The sequence below is a fragment of the Novosphingobium terrae genome (assembly GCF_017163935.1).
Classification (GTDB): domain Bacteria; phylum Pseudomonadota; class Alphaproteobacteria; order Sphingomonadales; family Sphingomonadaceae; genus Novosphingobium; species Novosphingobium terrae.
This window is the reverse complement of sequence record NZ_JABVZR010000001.1, coordinates 502,580-529,170: the sequence shown is the minus strand read 5'-3', so window position 1 is coordinate 529,170 and position 26,591 is coordinate 502,580. Positions and strand designations below refer to the sequence as shown.

22 protein-coding genes, 1 tRNA gene and 1 riboswitch are annotated in these 26,591 nt (G+C 64.8%); of the genes, 11 read left to right on the top strand and 12 right to left on the bottom strand.

Going from position 1 to position 26,591, the window contains the following annotated elements; translation table 11 throughout:
• Positions 1 to 79: 79 nt before the first annotated feature.
• The gene (gene nadB, locus HGK27_RS02455) at positions 80 to 1,654 is read right to left on the bottom strand and encodes an L-aspartate oxidase (RefSeq protein WP_206238464.1); all 1,575 of its coding nucleotides are present in this window, start codon (positions 1,652 to 1,654) and stop codon (positions 80 to 82) included.
• Between the two features lie 319 nt (positions 1,655 to 1,973).
• On the opposite strand from nadB, the gene HGK27_RS02450 reads away from it, so the two are divergent.
• Complete coding sequence (locus tag HGK27_RS02450; protein WP_206238462.1) at positions 1,974 to 2,165, top strand: hypothetical protein; 192 nt, start codon at positions 1,974 to 1,976, stop codon at positions 2,163 to 2,165.
• 8 nt (positions 2,166 to 2,173) lie between these two features.
• On the opposite strand, the gene HGK27_RS02445 is transcribed toward HGK27_RS02450, so the two are convergent.
• Positions 2,174 to 3,118, bottom strand: coding sequence for an ABC transporter ATP-binding protein (locus HGK27_RS02445; RefSeq protein WP_206238460.1), 945 nt, complete (start codon positions 3,116 to 3,118; stop codon positions 2,174 to 2,176).
• Positions 3,119 to 3,425: 307 nt separating this feature from the next.
• Entirely contained in the window at positions 3,426 to 4,691 is a 1,266-nt protein-coding gene (locus tag HGK27_RS02440) for a glycosyltransferase (RefSeq protein WP_206238458.1), read from the bottom strand.
• 239 nt (positions 4,692 to 4,930) lie between these two features.
• Between HGK27_RS02440 and HGK27_RS02435 the strand changes: the two genes are divergently transcribed.
• The 3 genes from HGK27_RS02435 to HGK27_RS02425 all read left to right on the top strand — a co-directional run bounded on the left by HGK27_RS02435 (position 4,931) and on the right by HGK27_RS02425 (position 7,237).
• Entirely contained in the window at positions 4,931 to 5,128 is a 198-nt protein-coding gene (locus HGK27_RS02435) for a zinc-finger domain-containing protein (protein ID WP_206238456.1), read from the top strand.
• A 75-nt stretch (positions 5,129 to 5,203) separates the two neighbouring features.
• Positions 5,204 to 6,631 (top strand): metalloprotease TldD, encoded by a 1,428-nt coding sequence (tldD, locus tag HGK27_RS02430; protein WP_206242730.1) that lies wholly within the window; start codon positions 5,204 to 5,206, stop codon positions 6,629 to 6,631.
• A gap of 174 nt (positions 6,632 to 6,805) precedes the next feature.
• Entirely contained in the window at positions 6,806 to 7,237 is a 432-nt protein-coding gene (locus HGK27_RS02425) for a hypothetical protein (RefSeq protein WP_241126799.1), read from the top strand.
• A gap of 29 nt (positions 7,238 to 7,266) precedes the next feature.
• On the opposite strand, the gene HGK27_RS02420 is transcribed toward HGK27_RS02425, so the two are convergent.
• Complete coding sequence (locus HGK27_RS02420) at positions 7,267 to 8,955, bottom strand: thiamine pyrophosphate-binding protein (protein WP_206238454.1); 1,689 nt, start codon at positions 8,953 to 8,955, stop codon at positions 7,267 to 7,269.
• A gap of 137 nt (positions 8,956 to 9,092) precedes the next feature.
• Positions 9,093 to 9,262: riboswitch (yybP-ykoY riboswitch) on the top strand.
• 15 nt (positions 9,263 to 9,277) lie between these two features.
• Here HGK27_RS02420 and HGK27_RS02415 point away from each other — a divergent pair.
• The 4 genes from HGK27_RS02415 to HGK27_RS02400 all read left to right on the top strand — a co-directional run bounded on the left by HGK27_RS02415 (position 9,278) and on the right by HGK27_RS02400 (position 13,622).
• Positions 9,278 to 10,300 (top strand): sodium:calcium antiporter, encoded by a 1,023-nt coding sequence (locus HGK27_RS02415; RefSeq protein WP_206238453.1) that lies wholly within the window; start codon positions 9,278 to 9,280, stop codon positions 10,298 to 10,300.
• An 83-nt stretch (positions 10,301 to 10,383) separates the two neighbouring features.
• Positions 10,384 to 11,154, top strand: a complete 771-nt coding sequence (locus tag HGK27_RS02410) for a TadE/TadG family type IV pilus assembly protein (protein WP_206238451.1) — start codon at positions 10,384 to 10,386, stop codon at positions 11,152 to 11,154.
• A complete protein-coding gene (locus HGK27_RS02405; protein ID WP_206238449.1) occupies positions 11,148 to 11,729 on the top strand; it encodes a TadE/TadG family type IV pilus assembly protein in 582 nt (193 codons plus the stop codon). The genes HGK27_RS02410 and HGK27_RS02405 overlap by 7 nt, the downstream gene beginning before the upstream one ends.
• Positions 11,730 to 11,759: 30 nt before the next feature.
• Positions 11,760 to 13,622, top strand: a complete 1,863-nt coding sequence (locus HGK27_RS02400) for a TadE/TadG family type IV pilus assembly protein (RefSeq protein WP_206238447.1) — start codon at positions 11,760 to 11,762, stop codon at positions 13,620 to 13,622.
• Here the strand turns inward: HGK27_RS02400 and HGK27_RS02395 are convergent, their stop codons facing one another.
• The gene (locus HGK27_RS02395) at positions 13,623 to 14,498 is read right to left on the bottom strand and encodes a MipA/OmpV family protein (RefSeq protein WP_206238446.1); all 876 of its coding nucleotides are present in this window, start codon (positions 14,496 to 14,498) and stop codon (positions 13,623 to 13,625) included.
• 210 nt (positions 14,499 to 14,708) lie between these two features.
• Between HGK27_RS02395 and HGK27_RS02390 the strand changes: the two genes are divergently transcribed.
• Entirely contained in the window at positions 14,709 to 15,236 is a 528-nt protein-coding gene (locus HGK27_RS02390; protein WP_206238444.1) for a hypothetical protein, read from the top strand.
• 57 nt (positions 15,237 to 15,293) lie between these two features.
• Here HGK27_RS02390 and HGK27_RS02385 read toward each other — a convergent pair.
• Together HGK27_RS02385 and HGK27_RS02380 are read right to left on the bottom strand one after the other, a co-directional pair.
• Positions 15,294 to 15,369: transfer RNA gene (locus HGK27_RS02385), tRNA-Val, on the bottom strand.
• Between the two features lie 67 nt (positions 15,370 to 15,436).
• Positions 15,437 to 16,363 (bottom strand): LysR family transcriptional regulator, encoded by a 927-nt coding sequence (locus tag HGK27_RS02380; protein WP_206242727.1) that lies wholly within the window; start codon positions 16,361 to 16,363, stop codon positions 15,437 to 15,439.
• Between the two features lie 137 nt (positions 16,364 to 16,500).
• Between HGK27_RS02380 and HGK27_RS02375 the strand changes: the two genes are divergently transcribed.
• A complete protein-coding gene (locus tag HGK27_RS02375; protein WP_206238443.1) occupies positions 16,501 to 17,556 on the top strand; it encodes an NAD(P)-dependent alcohol dehydrogenase in 1,056 nt (351 codons plus the stop codon).
• Between the two features lie 164 nt (positions 17,557 to 17,720).
• Here HGK27_RS02375 and HGK27_RS02370 read toward each other — a convergent pair whose 3' ends face one another.
• The 4 genes from HGK27_RS02370 to HGK27_RS02355 form a co-directional block, all read right to left on the bottom strand.
• Positions 17,721 to 19,358: a DUF4139 domain-containing protein gene (locus tag HGK27_RS02370; protein WP_206238441.1), complete on the bottom strand. Its 1,638-nt coding sequence runs from the start codon at positions 19,356 to 19,358 to the stop codon at positions 17,721 to 17,723.
• A gap of 26 nt (positions 19,359 to 19,384) precedes the next feature.
• On the bottom strand, positions 19,385 to 20,893 hold the full coding sequence (locus HGK27_RS02365; RefSeq protein WP_206238439.1) for a DUF4139 domain-containing protein: 1,509 nt from the start codon (positions 20,891 to 20,893) through the stop codon (positions 19,385 to 19,387).
• Positions 20,894 to 21,182: 289 nt separating this feature from the next.
• On the bottom strand, positions 21,183 to 22,217 hold the full coding sequence (locus tag HGK27_RS02360) for a winged helix DNA-binding protein (RefSeq protein ID WP_206238437.1): 1,035 nt from the start codon (positions 22,215 to 22,217) through the stop codon (positions 21,183 to 21,185).
• 240 nt (positions 22,218 to 22,457) lie between these two features.
• A complete protein-coding gene (locus HGK27_RS02355; protein WP_206238436.1) occupies positions 22,458 to 23,747 on the bottom strand; it encodes an adenylosuccinate synthase in 1,290 nt (429 codons plus the stop codon).
• A gap of 237 nt (positions 23,748 to 23,984) precedes the next feature.
• On the opposite strand from HGK27_RS02355, the gene HGK27_RS02350 reads away from it, so the two are divergent.
• A complete protein-coding gene (locus HGK27_RS02350) occupies positions 23,985 to 24,914 on the top strand; it encodes an alpha/beta hydrolase (RefSeq protein WP_241126797.1) in 930 nt (309 codons plus the stop codon).
• Between the two features lie 229 nt (positions 24,915 to 25,143).
• Here HGK27_RS02350 and HGK27_RS02345 read toward each other — a convergent pair whose 3' ends face one another.
• Positions 25,144 to 26,265, bottom strand: coding sequence for an ATP phosphoribosyltransferase regulatory subunit (locus tag HGK27_RS02345; RefSeq protein ID WP_206238434.1), 1,122 nt, complete (start codon positions 26,263 to 26,265; stop codon positions 25,144 to 25,146).
• Positions 26,266 to 26,591: the final 326 nt, after the last annotated feature.

Here is a 26,591-nt window from a genome sequence, read left to right as displayed (position 1 = left end):
GGCACCACTGCCCTATCGCCGGAAGACGTTATGGGAGCGCGAGGGGGTAACCCCCTCGCATCTTCCCTTCTCAATCCCCTTAAGGCACCAGAACCGTATCCAAAGCCTCGTCCAGAGTCTGCGGATAATCGCGCGTGCAATGCAGCCCCCGGCTCTCATGCCGCCTCAGGGCCGAGCGCACGATCAGATCGGCGCTCTGCAGCAGGTTGCGCAGCTCGATCAGATCGGTGCTGACGCGGAAGTGGCCGTAATAGTCCTCCACCTCGTCAAACAGCATCTTGATGCGGTGAGCCGCGCGCTCCAGCCGCTTTGTGCTGCGCTGGATGCCGACATAGTTCCACATAAAGCGCCGGATCTCGGTCCAGTTCTGCTTGATGATGACCTCTTCATCGGAATCGGAAACGCGGCTCTCGTCCCATGCGCGCACCGGCGGGGGCACATCGAAGGCATCCCAGTGGTCGAGGATATCGGCGGCGGCGGCCTCGCCGAAGACGAAACACTCCAGCAGCGAGTTCGACGCCAGACGATTCGCCCCATGCAGCCCGCTCTCGGTGCATTCCCCTGCGGCATAGAGACCCGGCAGATCGGTGCGGCCATCCAGATCGATCATGATCCCGCCGCAGGTGTAATGCTGCGCGGGCACGACCGGGATCGGCTGCTTGGTCATATCGATGCCCAGGCCCAGCAGCTTGTCATAGATGTTGGGGAAATGGTGGCGGACGAAATCCTCGGGCATATGGCTGATGTCGAGATGGACGTAATCGAGACCATCGCGCTTGATTTCGGCATCGATGGCGCGGGCCACGATATCGCGCGGAGCCAGTTCAAGGCGCTCGTCATAATCGGGCATGAAGCGCTTGCCGGTGCGCGGGTTGATCAGCCGCCCGCCCTCACCGCGCACCGCTTCGGTGATGAGGAAGTTCTTGACCTCAAGGTTGTAGAGGCAGGTGGGGTGGAACTGCATCATCTCCATATTGCCGACGCGCGCGCCCGCGCGCCAGGCCATGGCAATGCCGTCCCCGGTGGCGCCGCGCGGCGCGGTGGAGAACTGGTAGACGCGCCCGGCCCCGCCCGTCGCCAGAATGGTGGCGCGGGCAGTGTGCGTTTCCACATGGCCTGTGGCCTCATCCAGCGCATAGACGCCCCAGACCCGGCCTGAGCCCGAATAGCGCATCTCGTGCCGCCCGGTGATGAGATCGATGCAGGACCGCCCCGGCAGCAGGGTGATGTTGGGATGATCCTGCGCGGCTTTCAGCAGCGCCGACTGCACCGCCCAGCCCGTGGCATCATCGACATGGACGATCCGGCGATGCGAATGGCCGCCCTCGCGCGTCAGATGGAGGTGGTCGTCCTCCATGTTGAAAGGCACGCCCAGCTCGATCAGCCGGTCGATGGCATGGGGCGCGCGCTCGATCACGAATTCGACGGTCTCCTGCCGGTTGAGCCCGGCGCCCGCCACCATCGTGTCGCTGATATGGTTCTCGAACGTGTCGCCGGCATCGAGCACGGCGGCGATGCCGCCCTGTGCCCAGGCGGTCGATCCGCCGGTGAGCGAGCCCTTGGCCAGAACCAGCACCTTGAGCCGCTGCGCCAGCGCCAGCGCCGCCGTCAAACCGGCTGCTCCAGAGCCCACCACGATCACATCGGCCATCATCGACTGCCTCTCCCTGCATTTCGCTGCGCTGCCATGCAGGCATCGGCGCGCGGCATCAATCCTTCTGTGCTTTTTAAGGATCAGCCGGGCCGGTGAGCATGCTTTTGAAACACCGCCGTTAACCCTTAAAAACCGAATAAAAAACCGCAGAATTCCGGGGCCTAATCCCTATTTTCCAGCCCCTCCCCTTCCCCGTATGTCCAGCATGCGTTAACATTACGGGAATTACCTGATTCCCTTTGCACCAGAGTTCTTCGCTCACGGTCAGGCCAGGAGCAGCCCCACGGCTCCGCCTGCCCCTTATGTGGAGTTGCCGCCCATGGTTCTGCGCCTGTCTCTTTGCCTGTTCGGTCGTCACATTCCCCGCCGCAGCCGGGTGAAATGGGACGGAACGCAATTCATCGCCACCTGCCGCTCCTGCGAATGCGCCATCCACAGAAAGCGCAAGGGCGGCTGGCGCAAGACGACAGACGAAAGCGTGCTTCAGGGCCTGCAAACCGCGCGGCGCTGAACGCCCTGTCAGGCCTTGCTGGTCAGGCTGACGAAGACGTCTTCCAGATCGGCCTCGCGGGTGGAAACATCGACAATGCCCAGCCCCTGGCCCTGCACCAGCGCCAGAACCTCGCCCGCATTGGTGCGGTCCTTGTCGTAAGTGATCTCGATCATGCGCTCGCCCACCACGGCGCTTTTCGTGAGGCGCGCATCGGAGGCCGCCAGACCGTCCGGCCCAAGATCGCGGTCCACCGTCACCACCACCACCTTCTCGCGGGCCATATCGACCAGCTCGCGCGTGGGCTTGTTGGTGATCAGCTCGCCATGGTTGATGATGGCGATGCGGTCGCACAGCGCCTCGGCCTCTTCAAGGTAATGGGTGGTCAGCACCACCGTCACGCCCTCATCGTTGAGCTGCTTGACCAGCTCCCACAGCTGGCGGCGCAGCTCCACGTCCACGCCCGCCGTGGGCTCGTCCAGCACCAGCACCGGGGGCGTGTGGACCATCGCCTTGGCCACCAGCAGGCGGCGCTTCATACCGCCCGAGAGGGTGCGGGCATAGGCATGGGCCTTGTCGGCCAGATGCACGGCCTCCAGCAGGGCGTCGCTGATGCGGTCACCCTTTTCGATGCCATAGAGACCAGCCTGATTCTCCAGCACCTCACGCGGGGTGAAGAAGGGGTCGAAGACGATTTCCTGAGGGACGATGCCGATCGCGCGAGAGGCGTTGCGGCGCTGCTCGTCAATGTCGAAACCCCAGATGTTGACGGTGCCGCTGGTCTTCATCACCAGCCCCGCCAGCGTGTTGATCAGCGTGGACTTGCCCGCGCCATTGGGGCCCAAAAGCCCGAAGATCTGCCCCTGAGGGACATCGAAACTGACGCCCTTGAGCGCCAGCTTGCCCTCGCCCTCTCCTGCCGGGGCATAGCGCTTGACGAGATCACGGATGGCAATGGCGGGGGCGTTGGTCATGGGCGCTCTTTAAGGCGGGCTGTCGGGAAGGGGAAGAAGGTTTGAAGTGGGAAATGCGAGGGTCATAACCCTCGCGCTCCCTTTAGTGTCTGCGTTGCGCATCGGGTTCGGCCAAAGCGCCCAGATTGCCGCGCCGCAGGCTCTGAAATCGCCAAGCCAACCCGTTGCACCGGGCGTTGCCTGCCTGCGGCGCTTTAGATCGCGCAGGTGGAGAGGCTGGGCGCGCCACTTCGGCGCCACCACCCTCTCGTCGGAAGACGTCATGGGAGCGCGAGGGGGTAACCCCCTCGCATCTTCCTTCCCTTGACTACCCCATAACCCGAGCAAAAGCCGGAGCCGGAACCAGCCAACCCCGCCGCGCCCCGACCCGACGCTCCGCACGCGCCAAGGCTGCCGGATAAACATCGCCGATCAGCTGGTTGAACGTCCGCTCCCAACTGAAGCGGCTGGCGACATGCTCACGCGCGGCCACGCCCATCTCGCGGGCGCCGCGCGCCCAGACGGTCTGCACATGGCGGGCCATGGCGGCCATATCGTCCACCGGCGCCAGCAGGCCCAGCCCGGCGGGCACGCGGGCGGGCATGGCGCCCGAGGCAACACCGACCACCGGAAGACCGCTGGCCTGAGCCTCGATCACCGAGATGCCGAAGGTCTCATCGGCCATGGCCGAGACATAGATATCGGCGGAGGCCAGGCCACGCGCCAGCATATCGCGGTCATCCACGAAACCGGGCAGAGCGATGGGCAGGCCCTGGGTTTCGGAAATCAGCTTATCGCGCAGCTTGCCATCGCCGAACATCACCATGGCGGCGCCCATCTCGGGAGGCAGCTGGCGGAACATCTCGATCAGGCGGTCGGCGCGCTTTTCATTGTCGATGCGGCCGGCGTAAGCCAGCAGCGGGCCATGGTCGGGGAAATGCGGCGCCCCCAGCCCCAGCGCTGCGCGCAGGGAGGGATCGCGGCGCACGGGATCGAAGCGATGCGTATCCACACCCAAGGACAGCACATTGACGTGATGGATACCCCATTCGCTCAGCTGCGCCTTGACCGGCTCGTTGAGGGCATAGAGCCGGTCGAACAGACGATAGGTCACATTGGCATAGGCCACGCTGACCTGCTTGAGCGCATAGCCCAGCTTCGCCCCGAACATGTCGGAGGCAACGCGGTGGACATGCACATTGGGAAAATCGGTGTGATATCCCGCCACCAGCGCGGTTGCCGGGTGAGCGCGGGCGTAATGGATCGCCGTCCAGGGCAGCACCCAGGGGCAGAGCGATTCGATCACATCGGGGCGGTAATGCTCCAGCACTTCGCGCACGGCGCCGGTGCGCATGATAAAGCGGTAATTGGGGCTGCCGCGCACCTGTTTGGCGCCGACCTCGACCCAGATATGGCGCCCCTTTTCTACCACGCGGTCGTGCTCGCCCGGCACGATCTGCAGCAGGCGATGGTTGGTGCGTTCGAGGATGTGGCGCTGCTTTTCGCGCATATAGGTGCCAACCCCGCCGCCGCCCGTGGGGGCATAGCTCTGGGTCAGGTCACAGATCAGCATCGGCTTTTGAGAAACGGCCATGGGATCCCTTGCAGCGGGCAATCATTACAACTTCATGTCCCCCGCCCCGCGCGGTACAGACCCGCCACCAGCTTAACAGAGCGTGAACCTTAACGGATTGAAAGGGCATGCAAGCCGCATACATGGCGCAACTCACCAGAATTGTGCCGGGCGGGCGGATTTTCTGATCACTTCGCTGCTTCTTTTTACGACCAAATGACGGTGGAAATGGCCCGCGCCTGCTGCTATCGGCATGGGTCATGAGCACGCAGCCCGAAACCGTCACCACTCACTCCCACCGCGTCAGCTGCGACGGGGCGACCGCCATCCGCAGCACCGGGGGCTACACGCCCTCCGCGCTGGGCCACCCCAAGGTCTATCTGGAGATCGACGAGAAGGGCTTCGTTGAATGCCCCTATTGCGACAAGCGCTTCGTGCTGGCCGAAAACGCTCACTAAGCGTCGCTCACTGATCCACTGAAACGACGGGCCTGCCCACTGGCGCGGCAGGCCTGCCAAGCCTATATCGGCGTGATGACCTCTTCCGCCGACCCTCGCTCGCTCCTGTACCGTTCCGGCCAGCTTTCCCCTGAAGAGGCGCGCAAACTGGCCCGCCAGACCCTGAGCGCCTGCGACGATGGCGAATTGTTCCTGCAATTCGTCGCCTCGGAAAGCTTCACCTTCGACGATGGACGGCTGAAAACCGCCGATTACAGCCGCAACGCGGGGTTTGGCCTGCGCGGCGTTTCGGGCGAGATGACCGGCTTTGCCCATGCCAATGAGATTTCCGCCGCCGCCATCGCGCGCGCCGGGGAAACGCTCAGCCTGCTCGATCCGGCCAAGGGCCCGCTGGCAGCGCCACCCGCGCGCACCAACCGCCATCTCTACACCGATGCCTCGCCGCTCGACGGGATCGACTTTGCCCGCAAGGTGGCGCTGCTCGAAACCATCGATGCCGCCGCCCGCGCCCGCGACCCGCGCGTGGCGCAGGTGACAGCGCATCTGACGGCCAGCTGGAGCGTGGTGGAAATCGTCCGCCCCGACGCGGAGCCCATCACCGATATTCGCCCGCTGGTGCGCCTGAACATTTCCATCGTCGCCGAACAGAACGGACGGCGTGAGAGCGGCAGCTTCGGCATGGGCGGTCGCTATCTCTACGACGATCTGTTCGATCCCGCCGTGTGGAATCGCGGCATCGACGATGCACTGCGTCAGGCGCTGGTCAATCTGGAGGCCGTCGCCGCCCCCGCTGGCGAGATGCAGGTGCTGCTGGCCCCCGGCTGGCCCGGCATCTTGCTGCATGAGGCCGTGGGCCACGGGCTGGAGGGCGATTTCAACCGCAAGGGCACCAGCGCCTTCTCGGGCCGCATCGGCGAGCGTGTCGCCGCACCGGGCGTCACCGTGGTGGACGATGGCTCGATCCATGCCCGTCGTGGCTCGCTCTCCATCGATGACGAGGGCACGCCGACTCAGGAAAATGTGCTGATCGAGGACGGCATCCTCAAGGGCTATATCCATGACCGCCTCAGCGCCCGGCTGATGGGCATGGAACCCACCGGCAACGGTCGCCGCGAAAGCTTCGCCCATGCCCCCATGCCCCGCATGACCAACACCTATATGCGCGCGGGCAATGACGATCCCGCCGAACTGCTGAGCCGCGTGAAGAACGGCATCTTCGCCAAGAGCTTCGGCGGCGGTCAGGTCGACATCACCAGCGGCAAATTCGTCTTCTCCTGCACCGAGGCCTATCGCGTCGAGAACGGCAAGCTGGGCGCGCCGATCAAGGGCGCCACGCTGATCGGCGACGGCCCCTCGGTGCTGACCCGCGTGCTGGGTCTGGGCAATGATATGGAGCTGGACGAGGGCATTGGCCTGTGCGGCAAGGGCGGCCAGTCGGTGGCGGCGGGCGTGGGCCAGCCCACCGTGCTGGTCGAGGCGCTGACGGTGGGCGGCACCGCCTGAGGCGGGCGGCACCGCCTGAGGCGGGCGGCGGAAACGCGTAAATCCGCGCCTTTTCAGCCCTCATTCAGCATTGACGGTGTAGGCACAAAGGCGGAAAAGAAACACGACCGAGACGGCGACCCGCCCCGGCCTTGAATGCGGTCTCCCCCCGCCGTTTTGAAAGGTCACAAAACCATGAACCGCTCAACTTTCGCCCGCGCATTGATGGCCTGCTCGGCAGGCGCCTTGCTGCTGGCCCAGCCCGCCTCGGCCCGCGAACAGCTGACGGGCGAGCAGCAGCTCACCAAAATGCTGGGCAACCGCGTGGCGGGCAAACCGGTCAGCTGCATCAATCTGATGGACGCCACCAACACCACCATCATCGACAAGACGGCCATCGTCTATTCGGCGGGTGCCGGCGTCTATTACGTCAACCGCCCGCAATGGCCCGACCAGTTGAATGACGACGATATTCTGGTCACCAAGACCTGGGGCAGCCAGCTGTGCCGCCTCGATATCGTGCAGCTGCATGACCGCAGCGGCGGCTTCTGGCGCGGCACGGTGGGGCTGAACGACTTCGTGCCCTATCGCCTGCCGCCCAAGGAAAAGACGCCAAAGCAGGGCTGACCTCCCCCACTGCCCCCCGTGCCGAGCCATCAGCGCGGGGGCATCATCCCATCGGAGTACCAGCTGGCCAGCTCGGCCCAGCCGGGCAGATCGCGGCCATTGGCCTGCGCATCCACCGCCACATGGATCACCACCGGACCTTGCGCTGCCTTGGCTGCGGCAAAGGCAGCGGGCAAATCCGAAGCATGCTCCACATAGAGCCCCTCGGCGCCGAAGCCCTGAGCGATGCGGTCAAAGCGCGTCGCCTTGCTCCATAGCGTGCCGGGGCGTGGAGCCTCTTCGCCCGATTGCTGGCGATAGGCCGCCGCTTCCAGCCCCCATTGGTGATCCGCGGCGACCACGCAGACGATCTTCAGCCCCAGCCGCACCGCCGTTTCCAATTCAGAGATATGAAACAGCAGCGCTGAATCGCCCGTCAGCAACCATGCCGGACGCGGCGCCAAACCCATCGCCTGTTCCACCGCCAGAGCGCCAATGGCATAGGGCAGGCCGGTGCCCAGATGAGCAAAGGCACGGCTCCACAGCACACCGCCCTCATGCGCCCCGCCGCGCGACAGCTGGAACAGCACCCCTGCCCCGCCGTCACGCACCAGCAGCGCTTCGGGCGGCAGGACGGCCATCGCCTCGCTGACCAGCCGGGCGGGATGGATGGGGGCGGCGGGATGACTGCGCGCCACCTCATCCCATGCGGCGATGCGCGCCGCCTCGGCCTGCTGCCAGGCGGACAGATCGACCCTCGTATTCAGCTTGGGAAGCTGCTGCTCCACCATGCGGAGGGTCAGTTCCGCCTCACCGGTCAGGACCAGATCGATAGGGCGATTGGCTTCCAGACCCTCCTGATCCGTTGTGATGGCGATCCAGCGGCGCGCCTCGTCGCCAGCTTTCCAATGGCGGCGGCGACCGAAATGCACCGCCTCACCCAGCGCCGTGCCCACGGCCAGCACCAGATCGGACTGGGCGATGATCTCTGCGGCCACCGGGGAGAAAGCATAAGGGAAACAAAGCGCCCCCACCCCGGGCAGTGCCGAAGCCCCGGGCGTCAGCACCACCGGGCACCCCAGCCGTTGCACCAGAGCGCCAGCGGCCACGCGCGCCGCCGTGCTCAGCCCATGGCCAACCAGCAGCATCGGTGCCTTCGCCTGTTCCAGCAAGTGCACCGCCTGTTGCAGGGCCTGTAACGCGGGGGCAACGGGCGCGGGCAAGGGCAGGATCGCATCCTCGGCCTGCCCCAGCATCGCCGGGAATGCGCAATCGAGATAGGCCGGGCCGGGTGTGCCCGACAGCGCCACATCCAGCGCCTGCGTGATGGTCTGGCGCGCATCATGCGCGTTTTCGATCCGCGCGGCATGCTTCACCACGCCCGCCACCATCGCCATCTGGTCGCCATATTGGAAACGACCGCGCAGATGCGGTTCGCGCAAAGCGCCGCGCGCGCCGCCCAGAAACAGCACCGGGGCCTTCTCCGCCAAAGCACAGGCCATGGCGGGCAGCGCATTGGCCACCCCCGGCCCGGGCGAGAGCGCCACCGCCACAGACTTGCCCGTCAGGCGCGCGGCGGCCTCGGCCATAAAGCCGCCCGCCGCCTCGTGATGAGGCGAGATCAGCGTGAAGCCGCGCTGCTCGGCGCGCTGGAACAGTGTCAGGAAGGCCGGATCGGGAATGCCGACAAGGCAGCGCCCGCCGCGCGCCTCCAGCGCATCGAGGATCGCATCCGCCATGCCTGCCTGCCTGCCCATTGCGTTGTGGTCCTCTCCGGTTGATCAGCGGCTTCAACCGGCATCAGACCCCGGCGTCAACCGATTACGGCATCCCCATGCGCGCCACCTTGACAAACCATCCCCCCCAAGGCAGATGCGCCCCGCTTCCTGGGGAGTAGTCGCCCGCGCTTTTTCATATGCGGGGTTCGCGTCAACACACTTGGCTTCCAGCCATGGCGCGCACGGCCTGACCGGCTTGACGAGACCATGAATGAGCGCGTGTCCGGGCCGGGCATGGGCTGCATTCATGCGTTCTGTCACCCGGCCCCGGAGTTATGCGTTCATGTCCGCGACCTTGTTGGCCATCTGGCCGAACATCGCCCTGCTGCTGGGGTCAGCCGTGGTGATCTATCTGGCCTGCGAGTTCTTCGTGAACGGCGTGGAATGGGTCGGCCAGAAGATGGCAGTTGGGCAAAAGGCCACCGGCACCATTCTGGCCGCTTTCGGCACGGCGCTGCCTGAAAGCGTGGTGACGCTGGTGGCCGTGGCCTTTGGCGCGGGCGCCGCCTCCAAGGAACTGGGCGTGGGCGCGGCGCTGGGCGGGCCTCTGGCGCTGTCCACCATTGCCTATGCCACCGTGGGCTTTTCGCTGATCCTGTGCGGGCGCCATCTGCCCGTCACCGCCGCCGTGCGTGAGGAGTTCAGGCGCCTGAGCAAGGATCAGGTCTGGTTTATGGCGATCTTCGCCGCCAAGATCCTGCTGGGCGTGCTGGTCTTTGCGTGGAAGCCCTGGCTGGGTCTCGCCTTCCTTGCCGCCTATGCCTTCTATGTCCGTCAGGAAATCTCCGGCGAGAGCGAGGATGAAGAGGAAGAGCTGGAGCCCCTGAAGTTCCAGCCGGGCCGCGCCGAGCCTGCCACCGCCATGGCGCTGATCCAGACTCTGGCCGCGCTGGTGGTGATCTTCTTTGCCTCGCGCACCTTTGTGGCCCAGCTTGAGCATCTGGGCCCCGCGCTGGGCCTGCGTCCGCAATTGCTGGCGCTGCTGCTCAGCCCCATCGCCACCGAGCTGCCCGAGACGATGAACGCCGTGATCTGGGTGAGGCAGGGCAAGTACCGCCTGGCGCTGGCCAACATTTCGGGCGCAATGATGATCCAGGCGACGATCCCCACCGCGCTGGGCCTGTTCTTCACCCCCTGGCACCTGAGTGCCCCTCTGCTGGTGGCTGCCGCCGCCACCATGACCGCCATCCTGATCATGGCAGTGGCCTTTACGCGCGGCGCGATCAGCCGCTGGCTGCTGGCGGGCATGGGGCTGCTCTATCCGCTTTTCGCGCTGGTGATCGCCCTGCTGCATCTGGCGGGGTGAGCCGGCGCGGCAGGCGTCAAAGGCCTTGAAAACCTTCCACCGCCTTAACCGTATATTTGCAGATATCCTCCTATCGGGGTGGCATGACGCTTCCCCGGCCTGCCCCCCAACCCGGTTTGCGAATCGCCCGACGCCTGCCTGAATTCGCAAAGGAATTCGGGCGGCGGGTCCGGCGGCGGCTGGTGCGCCTGCCTCAGGCTCAGGAGGGCGGCGTGGCGATGGAATTCGCGCTTGTGGCCCCGGCCTTTATTGCGCTGGTGCTGGGTATTCTCCACATAGCGCTGATCTATCTGGCCCAGCAGGGGCTGGAAAGCGCGGTGGAGAATGCCTCACGCCTGGTGATGACCGGCGCGGTGCAGAGCCTCACCCTCTCCGGCCAGAGCAATCCCGGCGTCGCAGCCAGCGATTTCAAGAGCGCGGTCTGCAACGGCATTTCCGGCACGGATGCCAACAACACCGCCGTCTCCTACGCCGGCTCCCTGCCGCCCTTTCTGAGCTGCAACCGGCTGACAGTGAATGTGCAGGTGGTGCCCACCAGTTGCAGCGCGCCCACCATCACCGTGCCAACCTACACCTATGACAAGACCTCCCAGCAGGTCACCGGCACCAGCGCCGGCTTCGGTACGGTCAGCTGCGACGGCAAGACCACCGGCAGCGACGGCATCGGCAGCACGCAGGGCCGTCTGGTGATCATGCAGCTGGCCTATCTGTGGCCCACCGTGGCCGGACCGCTGGGGCTCAATTTCGTCAACCAGCCCTATGGCAACAACCGCCTGATCCTGGCGACCTACACCTTCACCGTCGAGCAATATCTGTGCCCTCTCGATTCCACCGGAGTGGCCAAGACATGCTGAGGCGGCTCGCGCAGAATGAAAGCGGCGTGGCGATGGTGGAATTCGCCATTGTGCTGCCCGTGCTGATCACGCTGTTCGTGGGCAGCTATGTGCTGTCGGACATGATCTCCTGCTATCGCAAGGTCACTGCTACCACGCGCGCGCTGACCGATCTGGCCAGCCGCAGCATCTCGCCCACCAGCGCGCCGGCCACCACCACCGTCACCACCTATATGAGCAGCGCCCAGCTGGTGATGAGCCCCTTCGACACCAGCAAGGCTGCCGTCCAGATCGCGCAATTGCGGGTCTGTGACACGTCCCACGCCTATGTGGTGTGGAGCCAGGCCCAGACCGGCAGCACCACCGCCACGCCCACGCTGACTGCCGGCTCGGTGGTCTCGGTGCCGGCCGGCGTGATCAGCTCGCCCATGGTGCCGACAACCAGCAATGCCTGCGCCACCGGCGTGGCAGGCACCGCCGGGGCCTATCTGTTCTATGGGCAGGCGGCCTACACCTACACACCGGTGATCACCTATCTGCAGAACATGGGCAGCACCATGGCCGACCAGATTTACATGAGCCCCCGGCTCAACTGACGCTTCCCCGAAAAAAGGCGCCTCCCCCCGATGCCCCCCTTGCCCCTTCACCTGCCGGATCGCCTGGTTGCCTTCTTCCGCCGCTTGCGTGCCGACCGGCGCGGCAATGTGCTGCTGATGACAGGGGCGGCGATTCCCTTGCTGATGGTGGCGGTGGGTTTCGGCATCGATTACGCCCGCGCGCAAAGGCTGCAGACCAAGCTGGATGCCGCAGCCGATGCCGCCGCTCTGGCCACGGTGGACCCCACGCTGCTGAGCATCACCGATGACACGCAGGTGGAGGCCGCCGCTGAAACGATGTTCGACGAGCAGATCAAAGGGCTGTCCGGCCTGACCGTGGTGTCGCGCCATGCCAATGTGAACGATACGGCGGGAGGCAGTCTGGCCACCTTGCGCAAGACCACCTTCACCTACACCGCCACCTCGACCAACATCTTCGGCGCCATTCTGAAGATGGCCAATCTGACCATCGGCGGCACATCGGTGGCCAGCGCCTCGGCGCCGCCCAGCATCAATTTCTACATCGCGATGGACACCTCGCCCTCCATGCTGCTGCCCACCACCAGCAGCGGCATCGCCAATCTGACGGCGGCAGCCTGGTGGAGCGGTGAACCTTCCGTTCTGAGCAGAGGCAGCACGCGCACGGATGGCTGCGACTTTGCCTGCCATTCCAACGATATGCAGGCATGGAACGGTGGCGTCTATGTGATCGACGCCAAGAAATACGCCATCTACATCAACAACAGCCCCAGCACGGACAACAACAACACACCCTTCTTCCGCGTATCCTGCACTGACAACAGCGTCTATGACAGCAATGGCAATCCGCTGGGCACCAATGCGAATGTCACCGCCACCGCAGTCTGGTCCAACTACGTCAAATATTCGGTCAGCAGCACCAAGGTGATGACCTATTGTACCGGATACAATTCCAGCCTCTACAGCGCTGCCAATCCCGCAACGCTGTCCTATGATGTGGTGACCACAACGACGACCACGACGACCAATAAAAAAGGTCAGCCCGTCACCTCGACATCGACCAGCACCAAGACCTACACGCCCTCGGTCAACTTTCCCGACACCTTCTGGCTGGTGAAGAATTACAGCACCGTCTATCCGGGTGGCGGCACGATTTCGCTGCGCACCGATGCCGAACAGAGCGCGGCGGCCAACCTGATCACCTATGCCTATGGCGTGCAGCAGCAATATGCGAAAACCAGCAGCCCGCCGACCTATCAGATGCAGTTCTTCACCTTCAATCTGGGCAGTCCGGTGGCGCTGGGCCAAACCTATGCCAAGATCAAGGCCGATCAGCAATTCGGCACGATGACGTCCGTCTCCACATTGCAGAATCTGACCTTTCCCTCGCTGGGCGACACCAACCATGTGCCCTTGCTGCCCGCGAACATCCAATGGGCGGACAGCGCGACCGGCACGGTCAGCACAACCAACAACAAGGACACCGATTTCAACACGACACTTGCCGCCTTGCAAAGCACCATCCTGCCTCAAAGCAAGGGGCTGGGCACCACGGCATCACCACAGAGCGTGCTGATCATCATCACCGATGGCATGTCGAGCAACGCCACTGACGGTGTCACCCAGCTGACCACAAGCAACATCAATGCATGCACCGCGATCAAGAAATATTCGCGCATCGCGATCCTTTACACGCAGTACATTCCTGAAACGATCAACTACACTGGAAACACCAGTTTCAACTCGATTGCCTCCACGAATGTCCCGCAGGTCCAGTCGATGCTTCAGCAATGCGCCACCCAGAACACCGACGGCACCTATCTGATGCAGACCGTCTCCACCGATGGCGACGTCTCTGCCGCGCTCAACACGCTCTTCGCCATGGCCGTGCAGTCGGCCCGACTGGTGCAGTGATCAGAAGGTAAAGGCGATTCCCGCGCCGCCCACCAGCTGTGTGGGCGAGCCGCGGATCGAGGTATAGGGATTGTCGCTGGCGTCATTCAGCAGCCGCGAATAACCCGCGATCCCCACCAGCGAGAAACCACCCTTGCGCAAATCGCCCGAGAGCGAATAGCCCACCACCATCGTCGCCCCCACGCTGGCCCAGCCGCCCTTCGCGCGATAGAGCGGCAGCCCGCTGGCAAAGCTCTGCGCGGGCGAGACCGAATAGTAATAATCGGCGTAATCATCATTCACATGCTTGGCCGAGACCGACAGCGCCACCACCAGCGCCTTGCTGAGCGGCGTGAGATAACTCACCGAAGGCGAAATCTGCATGCCGCCATGCGGCCCATGCACATCCCATTTCACATCCACCGCCGCCGACAGGCTGTCATATTTGTCGAGCACCCGGTAAAGCGTCACCCCGGTGCTGGCCCCCACCGCCAGATCGGCGTCCAGCCGCCCGGCGGCGCGCACCACCGGGTCGGCGATATGGCGATCGCGGTTGGCGGAATAGGTGGCCGTGGGGCCGAGCATGAAGCCCACCTTCGCCCCCTTGGGATCGGGCACGAAATCCAGCGCCACACCGCCGGCGCGCGGGTTGATCGCCACGCCCGCCACCTTCCCCTGGATCGCAGGAATGGGAAAGACGACGTAATTGTTCGAGCCCTCATAGCTGGGCCCGATCACCGCGCCGCCGCCGATGGTCAGGTAATTGCCTTCGAGCACATTTTTCTCGGGTGGCGAGGCGCTCTGGGGGGGAGTCTGGGGAGCAGCATCGCTCTGGGCCAAAGCGGCCACCGGCGTCAGAGCAAGAAAGATTCCAGCCAGTCCATGGGCAATCTGCATGCGTTCTCCCCCACACGTTTCATGTCGAAACGCGTGAGAAACCGCGATGTTGCGTCCGCTTTGGCTTGGCCCAGCGGCGCCCTGCCGCGCTCTGGCCGTATCCCCGGCCTTACCGGCGCCCTAGGGAATGGGCCCTGATGCGCCCGCAAGCGATGCTTGACCCCTATGGCGTATCCTTCCCTTTCAGGCGGCAGGAAGGAGACAGCCCCCATGAAAGTGATGATGATCTGCGGCATGGGCCTGCTGGCAAGTGCGCTGCTGCCCGCCAGCATCAGGGCCTCCGGCCTGCTGAGCGCCATCGCGGGAGAGGCTCCCTCCTGCGACGCCCCCGAGGTCAAGATTGCCCTGCTCGACCAGATCTATGGCCGCGCCCTGACCGAGGCGCGCCACACGCCGGGCTTTGCCCAGCGCCAGCGGCTGGGGGATGGACAAGCCAGCCTGTTCCAGCAGCTGGACGATCTGCGCAACAAGCCGCTGCTGCTGATCGAAACCTCTGTCGAGCGGCAGGGCGAACAGGGCCTATCGCATCACCGCCTGTCCTGCATGGCGACGATCTCCTATCGGCTGGCGGGCCAACCCGCCTCTGTGGCCGAGACCACCAGCCCGGCGCAGGTGCGCTTTACCACGAGAACCAACCGCAAGCTGGCCGAAACCACCGTGACTCTGCAAGAAGGCTGGCAAGAGCCTGTCGCACTGGTGAAGACCACAGCGCTGGATCGCTATCTGCACGAGACATAAGAGGCAGGCCCGCCCGGGCCGCCATCATGCAAACATCTGATTTTATTGAAAATCCGATGGTGGGCGATGACGGGCTCGAACCGCCGACATCTTCCGTGTAAAGGAAGCGCTCTACCAACTGAGCTAATCGCCCCCAAAGTCTGAAAGCCTTGGCTTCCAGGTCCGGGAAGCGGCGCTCTTGCTGCCTTTCGCGCGCCGCGTCAATCCCCAACCGTATCGCGCGCACTCACAGATCTGCGCACAAGCCGCAATCCATCGATCACCACCCGCAGCGCGGGCGAGACCTGCCTGCTGCTCGGGTAATAAAGATGATAGCCCGGATAGGGCTCGCACCAATCCTCCAGCAGGCGGATCAGGCGCCCCGCCGCGATAGGCTCCATCAGCTGGCATTCGGGCAGGAAGGCAATGCCGAAGCCATCCAGCGCGGCTTTCACCACCAGATCGGAGGTGTTGAAGGTCAGCTGCCCGCCCACCCTCACCCGCATCTCGCGCCCGTCCCGGTCGAACTCCCAGGCATAGAGGCCGCCCAGCGTAGCCAGGCGGATGTTGATGCAACTGTGCTCGGTCAGGTCGCGCGGATGGCGCGGCAGGCTGCGCCCGGCCAGATAGGCGGGAGAGGCGACGGCGGCCATGCGCTGGTCCTCGCCGATCGGCACGGCGATCATGTCGCGGTCGATGATATCGCCCGAGCGCACCCCCGCATCCAGCCCCGCCGCCACGATATCGGTCAGCGCATTGTCCACCACCACCTCAACCTCCACATCGGGATAATCGGGCAGGAAACGCGCCAGAGCAGGCCACAACAGGCATTGCGCCGCGCTTTCATCAGCGGTGATCCGCACCAGCCCCGCGGGCCTTTCGCGCACATCGCCCAGCGCCGCCAATTGCGCCTCGATCCCCTCGAAATGGGGCACGAGGCCGGTGGCCAGCCGCTCGCCCGCCGCCGTCGGCGCCACGCTGCGGGTGGTGCGGTTGAGCAGACGCACCCCCAGCCGCGCCTCCAGATTGGCGATCGAGCGGCTCAGCGCCGATTGCGACAGGCCCATCTGCGCGGCGGCGCGGGTAAAGCTGCGCTCACGCGCGACGGCCAGAAAGGCGCGCAATTCGTGGTGGTCGGCCTGCTGCATGGATGCAAACTCTTTCAGGGACAGCGCATTCATGCGCCCGGCTCATAGGTTCATGCCGCAATTGGCATATTATCGCGATAATGGCGATGGCCTACACAGGGCGCTCCTCCCCCCACCTTCGACAGGAAGATCCCCCCATGACCGTCAAGGCGCTCGGCACCTATGCCGCAGACAAACCCTTCGAAGCCCTTGCCATCACCCGCCGCGAGCCCGGCGCGCATGATGTCGCCATCAAGATCGCCTATTGCGGCGTCTGCCACTCCGATCTGCACACCGCGCGCAGCGAATGGGGCGGCACGCTGTACCCCTGCGTGCCCGGCCATGAGATCGTCGGCCATGTCACCGCCGTGGGCGAGCATGTCACCAAATTCAAGGTGGGCGACACCGTGGGCGTGGGCTGCATGGTCGACAGCTGCCAGCACTGCCCCAGTTGCGACGAAGGGCTGGAGCAATATTGCACCGGCGAGGGCAGCTTTATCGGCACCTACAATGGCGCCACCAAGGATGCGCCGGGTCACACGCTGGGCGGCTATTCCGAAGCCATCGTGGTGAGCGAAAACTTCGTGCTGCGCGTCAGCCACAAACCCGAACAGCTGGCCGCCGCCGCGCCGCTGCTCTGCGCCGGGATCACCACCTGGTCGCCGCTGCGCCACTGGAACACGGGCCCTGGCAAGAAGGTCGGCATCGTGGGCATCGGTGGCCTGGGCCATATGGGCGTGAAGCTGGCCCGCGCGCTGGGCGCTCACACCGTGGCCTTCACCACCAGCGAGAGCAAGCGTGAGGCCGCGCTGGCCTTGGGCGCGCATGAGGTGATCGTTTCGAAGAATGAGGACGAGATGGCGGCCCATGCCGGCAGCTTCGATTTCATCCTGAACACGGTGGCCGCCTCGCACAATCTGGACCCCTTCGTGGGCCTGCTCAAGCGCGACGGCACGCTGACTCTGGTGGGCGCGCCGGAACATCCTCACCCCAGCCCGACGGTGTTCAACCTGATCTTCGGCCGCCGCTCGATCGCCGGTTCGCTGATCGGCGGCATTGCCGAAACGCAGGAAATGCTCGATTTCTGCGCCGAGCATGACATCACCTCGGACATCGAGATGATCGCGGCCAGCGAGATCGACGAGGCCTATGATCGCATGCTGAAGGGCGATGTGCGCTATCGCTTCGTGATCGACAGCGCCACGCTGGCGTGATCAGACAGAGGGGGACGGGTTTACACCCGTCCCCCTTTTCGCATGCCACCGCCCCCTATGCCGCCGCCAGAGATGAGTGGCTGGCTCGACGGGGGGCACACCCCGCTTTGGCACCAACACCATACAGCAAACTGACTGCTGGCCCCGCCCTATGGATTGCCGCCTTAGCGTCCAGCGACTGGCGTTTTATCCGCCAGAACATAGGTCAGCACCACCCGCCCCTGAGCCGGGATCGATGTCTCCCACAGCGGCAAACCATCCTTGCGCCCCAGCCGTGCCGAACTCGACGCCACAGCCTGATCCTCGTCCAGCGCCAGCTTGCCCTCGAAACGGACAGGCCAGCGGTTGGCATTGGTCACGCTGAGCCGCACCACCTGCCGCCTGCGCCCCTGTTGCACGCTGTCCCGCGTGACAACCGCATTCAGCTGCACCTGAGGCGATTCTTCGAGCTGGATATCCACGGTTTCGCCCTCGGCCTTGTCAGCCATATGCCCCTCACCCGCCGGGATATGTGCACCGCGCAGCCCTTCCAGCACGCTGACCTGCCCGCCGGGCAGAGCCAGCCCCAACCCATCCTCGCGACGATTGCGCAAGCGCACCATGCGCCGCGCCGGGCCTTGCTGCCCCGGCTCGATCGTCGCCGTATGGATCAGCGCCAACTTGACCGGGCGCTCGGCGATCAGTGCGACCTGCTTCTGCCCATGCGCGGACACCGAAGTCGGCACCGGAATGCGGTAGAATTTCAGATCCCCCAGCGCCTCGGCCTGAGCGACATAGGCATCCTTCATCATCCGCCGCGCCGAGGTGACGACGATCTCAGCCGGCGCCATCATGGCCATGGGCGCGGGCGGTGGCGGAGGAGGTGGCGGCGCCTCCAGAGCAGAGAGATTGCAGGCCATCACCAACTGTTCGGCGGAGTTGTTGTATGTTGGGGCATCCGCCATATTCGGGCGCCCCGCCACCACCCCGGCCTGCGCCTGAGGGAAGCTGGTGTCATCACTGCTGGCCAGAGTCAGCCAGGCGGTCATCTCCGCCTCACGCGCACCGGGACGCAGCGCCAGCACATAATGCGCCCGCCAGTCAAAACCCCAGGCCAGATAGGACAGGCGAATCCGCACATGCTGTGCATGATCGGACTGCGTTGCCACCGAAAACGTAGGCCGCGCATTCATCCCCGCAGGCAGGCCATTGTAAACAATGCCATCCTTGAGACCGCCGCAATTGGCCACTTCGAAGCCCTGCCGCGTCTGCAGGATCGCCGCACCATCGGGGCCGGAGCGGATGATCGCCTCTTCCTCCGTCACCTGCCCGCCCGGGCGCTGCCGCCGCAGCATGACCGGCCTGCCGAAAGCCCGCGCGTAGAGATTGCGCGGGGACAGCAGGTCAGCATCGAGATTCTTCTCGCGCACACCATCGGGCAGACCGGTGATGATGGCGCTTTCCGCCAGCATCCCCGCCGCCACGCCCTCAAAGCGCAGCACCGCAGACCCTGCGGGCAGATCGACATCCCGCTCCTCGCTGACCAGCGCATAACCGCCCAGCCATGCGCCCGGCCGAAGCGCCGCATCGCCCCCGCCATGAGGATTACGATAGATCGTCACACCAACGCTGGCTGGCGCGGCGGAAACCACCGTGGGCCCCGCTGCAGCCTCCACCGGCGCTCCGCTCTGAAGCCCGACCTGCGCCCCGGCCTGCGTCACACCGCATGCCAGCGCCAGACCGAGCGACACGAGCCGCAACCCCGTCGCCGCGTTTCGCCGCACCAATGCCCGCGCCGCCACGGCGGACCTGTTCAAAGACATGCATCGCATGGATTGCAGCCTTTCGGTCAGTAACGCGTATCGAATTGCGCCGTCAGCTTCACCTCGCCATGGGCAGGCACCGTCACCCGCCACAGGCGCCGGTCGGCATTGACCTGCTCTCCCTTCACACTTTCCGCCGAAACGCGGGTGTCATGCCAGCCATTGTCCAACCCGTCCTGAGCCAGTTCCACCGTCACCGGCACAGATTTGGCGTTGGTGAGGCGATAGCTCATGCGCGTGCGCCAATAGGTTACCGTGCGATCGACCGTGACGATCCGCGGCGCCCCGCCTTCGGTGATACGATAGCTGGCCACCCGCTCCCACTCGGCCCCCGTGATGTGATCACGCCCCTCGACCACCGGCTGCACCTTCACATCGAAGGCCGAGCCAATGCCCAAAGCGACACTGCTGCCCATCGGCGTATGGCCGATGTTGTCCTCACCGATAAATTGCGGCTGACCGCGCGCATCGCGCATATAGACGCGCACCGTGCCGGCAGGCAGTGCATCGCCCAACCCGCCATCGCGCGAACTGGTGAAGCGCATTTGCGTGGTCGTGCTTTGCGCCTCATCCTGACTGCCCAGCCAGCCATTGGTGAAGACATAGGCCCGCTCTGCCTGAGCGCCCTTCACATCCAGAAAACCGATCTGCTTCTGCTGGATACCAGCAACGGACGTCCGCCCATCGATCGGATAGACGTAGTAATCGCCCAATTGCTCACGGTTGGCGCTCTGCGTGCCCGCCTTGACCAGCCCCCCCGTGCGTCCACGGAAGATGCGCGGCGGTGAGGGCTCATCGCCTGCGCCAACACTGCCAGCCACCAGCAGCACCTTGCCATGCGGGAACGCCGTGCCGGTGCTGTTGTTGAGCGTCACCCAGCCCTGCACATCCAGCTTGCCCGACGCTTCATCGAACAGCGCGACATAATCCGCCTTCCAGCCAAAACCTTGTGACAGATAGCTCAGCGTCACCGGCCTCGTGCCCGAAGCCCCCGAATCCAGCGTGACCGACAGGGTCGGATGAGCCTTCAGCCCCTCAGGCAGGCCGGGGAAAACCAGCCGCCCGCCCGTCTGCCCCAGCACCTCGATCCGGTTGCCGATCTGCACCAGCGTGCCGCCATTGTTGGCCAGCACCCTGGCCTGCTCGGTGGTTTCCACGCCGGTAGCCGGATTGGTCCGTACCAGGCTGACATCCTGCCCCACCGACTTGTCCAGCAAACGCTGCGGCGAGAGCAGATCATAATCGAAATTCTGCTCGATCACGCTGGTGTTCGCCGCCGCAATCGTCACCGTTTCAGGCCTGATCCGCGCCGAGACATCGGGCAAATCCAGCGCCACATGCCCATGTGGCAGGTTGAGCGAGCGCACATCCTGAATCAGCGCAAGATCATTGTTGTAGATGGTGAGCGACAGATCACCCTGCGCATTGCCCGGCTGCACCACCGAGCCCTGCGTCGGCGCATCCTTGGCCATCGCCTCCGCGCCATGCAGCGCAAAGAGCGAAACACCTGCACCGACAACCGCCATCCACCGCATCGTCACTCTCCAGATCATGCGCCCGCCCGCGATAACGGAGCGAGCGGTCTTAAGCCCCGCCTACCTCCCACATGAGAGGTTACCTCGGAAGAGCTTTCCTTGGCGCTTCATCGCGTCGAATCCGTGAACACGTGCTGAAAGAAAGACGAATAGAATATAGAAAAGCCATATAGAAGAAGAGCAGATGCGAGGGGGTTACACCCTCGCGCTTCCATTATGTCTTCCGGCGAAATGGTGGTGGCGCCCGATCATTGCGCAACATCTCGCTATTCGAGTAATAATCTTCGTATTAGCTCATCCGCGCCGCAACGAGGTCGATCTCCGCGAAATAGCGTGCCATCGCATCCACCGCCTTGTCGGTCAGGGTGATGAAAGCGCGGCGGCGATCGGTTTCATCCTCCACGCGCTTGAACAGACCCGCATCGGTCATCTGGCCGATCCAGCGCAGCGCCGTCGTCGGCGGCACGCCAGAGGCGATGCACAGGCTGGTGACAGACACACGCGCATGTTCCGCCCGCGCCGCCGTCAGATCCAGCAGCATGTCCCACGCCGGATCGGCAAACAGTTCGCCCTCGAAATGCCGCGCCCGCAATTGCCGTTGCCTGATGATCCTGCGCACAAGTCGCGGGTCGGGCAGCGCCGGACGCGCGGCGCGCCCCACGCGCTCCTCAGCCTCATCACCCGGCGCCGTATCAAAGCGGAAGGCAGAAACCACCGCAGGCGTCGCCGGAGCGGCGGCAGGCGCGCCTCCGCCCAGCCGGTCGATCCGTTCCGCGATCTGCGTCACCTGCTGGGTCAGGCGCAGCAGCACCAGCCGATCTTCCTCGGAAAGTTCGCGCACACGCCGTTGCGGCAGGCGGGCCAGCACATGCCCCAGCGCGATGATCCGTTCGGCCCGGCTAGGGCCGACCAGAATCTGCGGATCGCTCTGGTCCAGCGCGGCGAACACATCGTCCAGAGCTTCCACGCTGGTCGAGACGATCAGTTGCGCCCCCACATGGACCGCCCGCATATCCAGCCTTGCCAAGGCCGCCATCGTCGCGCCATCCACCTGCGGGCAATCGATCAGCACCACATCGCCGAGCGGCCTGGCCGCGCCATCCAGCACGGCATGCAAACGCCCCGTATCGGCCAGACGAAAGCCCGCGCTGGTGGCATCCTCGCCCATTTCATCGCGCAGATGGCCGCGATCGGCAAAGACCGAGACGCTCAGCCGCAAGCCCGCCGCATCATTGGCGGGGTGGCCATAGGAAAAGTCCGGGAAATCATCGGTAAAGCCTGCGAAGCGGGCGTGTGAGGCATGGCTGGGGTTTAGGCTCGACATGGGCGTTTTACTCCCTCGATGGCTGAGCCGTAAAGCAGGCCGCAGCGCCTTGATGAGAATAAAACTAGAACAAAATAGGATTTGGTCAAGATTGAATAAGAACAAATTAGGATCAAATATTAAGCCATCGCGATTGTTCTTCAATGCGTTGAAAATGAGGAACTTTCCTCAAACCCATACAGCAACGCCGCCGCCAGCACGGGGCTGACGGCGGCGTCATCGCATTCGAGAAAATGCGAATCAGTCGGCGAAGGGATCGCGGACCAGAATCGTGTCCTCACGCTCGGGGCTGGTGGAGACCAGCGCCACCGGCGTCTCGATCAGCTCCTGCACGCGCTGGATGTACTTGATCGCCTGCGCAGGCAGATCGGCCCAAGAACGCGCACCGGCGGTGGTGCCCTGCCAGCCGTCCATCTCTTCATAGATCGGCTCGACATTGGCCTGATCGGCGGCATGGGCGGGGAAGTAATCCAGCACCTTGCCGTTCAGGCGATAGCCGGTGCAGATCTTCACCTTCTCCAGCCCGTCGAGCACGTCCACCTTGGTCAGCGCAATGCCGGTCACGCCCGAAATGGCGCAAGACTGGCGCACCAGCACGGCATCGAACCAGCCGCAGCGGCGCTTGCGGCCCGTGACGGTGCCGAATTCATGGCCACGCTCGCCCAGACGCTGGCCGGTTTCGTCCTCCAGTTCGGTGGGGAACGGACCCGAACCCACGCGGGTGGTGTAGGCCTTCACGATGCCCAGCACAAAGCCGGTCGCGCTGGGGCCAAGGCCCGAACCCGATGCCGCCGTGCCCGAAACTGTGTTCGAGGACGTCACAAACGGATAGGTGCCGTGATCGACATCGAGCAGCACACCCTGCGCGCCCTCGAACAGAATGCGGGCGCCGGCTTTCTTCACCGAATTCAGGCGCTTCCACACCGGCTGGGCATATTGCAGCACTGAAGGCGCAATCTCGCGCAGCTCATTCAGCAGCGCCTCGCGATCGACCGCAGGCTGGCCGAAACCGGCGCGCAGCGCGTCATGATGCGCGCACAGACGGTCCAGCTGGGCTTCCAGCGCATCGAGATGGGCCAGATCGCACACGCGGATCGCGCGGCGGCCAACCTTGTCCTCATAGGCCGGGCCAATGCCGCGACCGGTGGTGCCGATCTTGCCCGAACCGGCAGCGGCCTCACGCATCACGTCCAGCTCACGGTGGACCGAGAGGATCAGCGGGCAGTTCTCGGCAATCGCGAAGTTCTCGGTGTTGATGACAACGCCCTGGCCTTCCAGCTTCTCGATCTCGGCCTTCAGGTGCCACGGATCGAGCACCACGCCATTGCCGATGATCGAGAGCGTGCCCGTCACGATGCCCGAAGGCAGGAGCGAGAGCTTGTAGACCTTCTCGCCCACCACCAGCGTGTGGCCGGCGTTGTGGCCGCCCTGAAAACGCACGACGGCATCCGCACGCGCGGCCAGCCAGTCGACGATCTTGCCCTTGCCCTCATCGCCCCACTGGGCGCCGATCACGGTCACATTTGCCATGGATAGAATCCCTCACCCTGCCAGGTGGACCCGGAAGCGCCCTTCGACAGGACTCGGCGCAGCGGGTGGGTCAGACGGGCGGCCAAAGCGGCGGCCCGGATATGCGCGGTGGCCGTTAGAGGGCCGGGAGAAAGCCGTCAACCCCAAGCAGACCGGTACTGGTGCAAGACTGGCCTTGCGCATAGATTGGCCGCGAAAATGGGTTCGCCGGGAGATGCCAAAATCATGCCATCAAGGATGCGCAAAGCCGCCGTGCCGATGGCCGCCGCTCTGGCTGCGGCGCTGATCCTGCCATGGGCTGCGGGTGCGCAGATGCTCGGCCCCGGCATGCTGGCGCGCGGGCTGATGCGCAACCGTCAGGCGATGGGCAACATGGCGCCGCCAGCCCCGCCACATCAGACGCTGGCCTATGGCAATGGCCAATCCTACGATTTCTACCCGCCACTGCATCCAGCCGGTCCTGCGCCGCTGGTGCTTTTCGTTCATGGTGGCGCATGGAGTCGCGGCAGCAAGGACACGGCCACCGGGCCATGGAAAGCCCCGCATTACACCGCAGAGGGCTATGCCTTTGCCTCGATGGATTACCGGCTCGTTCCCAAGGCGCGCGTGGAAGATCAGGCCAGCGATGTCGCCCACGCCCTGAAAGCCATCCTGCGCGATGCCGACCGCCTCGGTGTGGACCGCCAGCGTATCGTGCTGATGGGCCACAGCGCGGGGGCTCAACTGGTGGCGCTGGTGGGCACCGACGAGAGCTATCTCAAGGCCGAGGGCCTGTCCTTCGCCGATCTGGCCGGGGTCATCCCCATTGACGGCGCCGCCTATGACATCCCCAAGCAGATGGAGACCTCCGGCGCCTATATGGGCGCGCGCTACGATGAGGCTTTCGGCACCGACCCGGCACGGCAGAGGGCCCTATCGGCCACCTTGCATGCCGAGGCGCCCAACGCGCCGCGTTTCCTGCTGTTGCATGTGCAGCGGCCCGATGGGGTGGCTCAGGCGAAGGAGTTGGCAGAAGCCTTGCGTTCGGCGGGCACGGCGGTGGAAATCCAGGGCTTCCCCGGCACCGGACTGATGGGCCATCTGGCGATCAATCAGCGGTTGGGCGATCCGACTTATGAGGTCACGCCTGTCGTGGATGAATGGTTGAAGCAGGTTTTCGGGAAGTAGGAAGAGGTAAATGCGAGGGTCATAACCCTCGCGCTCCCTTTAATGTCTGCGTTGCGCTTCGGGTTCGGCCTTGCACTTGGTTCGCCGCGCCGCAGGCAGGAATTTATGCCTGCGGCGCCTTTGGTGGCGCAAGTGGAGAGGTTGGGCACACGGCTTCGGCTCCCCTGCCCTATCGTCGGGAGACGTTATGGGAGCGCGAGGGTGTAACACCCTCGCACCTTCCTTTTTCTCAGACTTCCTGAACCGCCCCATCCACCAAACGGTGGGTGCAACCCAAAGCAGCCGCATCATCACTGTCGCTCAACGCCGCCACGGTGCGCCACTCGGCACGCAGGGCAGCCGCCACGGCAGCGTCATGCCCCAAGGGCAGGAACAGCAACGGGCGCGGCGCTTCCTGCGCGGCCAGAGCGGCGATCAGCGGGTCGGGATAGAGCGAGAAGCCCGTCGCGGGCTCCGGCGCGGCGCCAGCGGGGCCGAGAATGCGATAGGTGCCGCCGCGACCAACATAGCCGCGCAGCCCATCGGCGAAGATCGTGAAGCCGAACCAGCTCTGGTATTCGAAGCCATGGCGTTCGGTGGGGTCGAGGGTCAGGCGGGCGGCGTCGCCCACGCGGGCGGCGATGAGGCGCAGCGCGGCGATGCGCTCGTCCAGCACGCCGCCGACATCCAGTGCGGAAAGGCGCTCGATGGCGCTGTCCAAAGGCCCGGTTGCGTAGAGCAGCGGCAGATAGGCCTGACCGCCAGCCGCCGCCAGAGCGCCAGCATCCTTGGAGTCCAGCGCGGTGCGCACGGCATCGCGGGCTTCCGGCGAGAGGGGCAGCGGGCCGGTGGCCAGATCATCGATCAGGTCGGGCATGGTGAAATCGACCGAAATGCCCTGAGCGCCAGCCGCCGCAAGCGCCTCGACCGCCACGGCCACCACTTCGGCGGCGGCGGCGACGCTGTCGCTGCCGATCAGCTCGGCGCCGAGCTGCAGGCGTTCGCGCACGGGATCGAGGCCATCGCCTTTGATGGTCAGGACCTGACCGTTGTAGCATAGGCGCAGCGGGCGGGCCTGAGCGGCCATGCGCGTGGCGGCGATGCGGCCCACCTGAGGGGTCACGTCGCTGCGCAGCGCCATCATCCGCAGGCTGGCCGGATCGACAAAGCGGAACATGCGGCGCGACTGAATGCCCGCCATGCGGCTGGCCAGCGACTGCTCGAACTCGATGCTGGGGGGCTGGACGCGGTCATACCCATGCGCGTCCATCACATCCATGATGGCGCGGGTGATGCGCGTGGCAGCCGCCGTGGCTTGCGGCAGGCGGTCCTCAAGCCCCTCGGGCAGCAGATCTCGGGTCGTGTCGTTCATGATGGGCCGGGCTTTAGCGTTGGTTTAAGGTTGGGGGAAGGGAAGAAAGAAAAGAAGGTGCGAGGGTGTTACACCCTCGCGCTCCCATAACGTCTCCCGACGATAAATCAGTGGCGCCGAAGCGGTGTGCCCAGCCTCTCCACCACCGCCACCTGAGGCGCCGCAGGCAATAGATCCTGCCTGCGGCGCTGCAACGTAGCTCTTTGGCCGAACCCGTGGTGCAACGTAGACATTAAAGGGAGCGCGAGGGCGATGGCCCTCGCATTTCCCCTTGTTCTTAAAACAAAAAGAAGGCGGAGCCTTTCCAGACCCCGCCTCCCTTAACT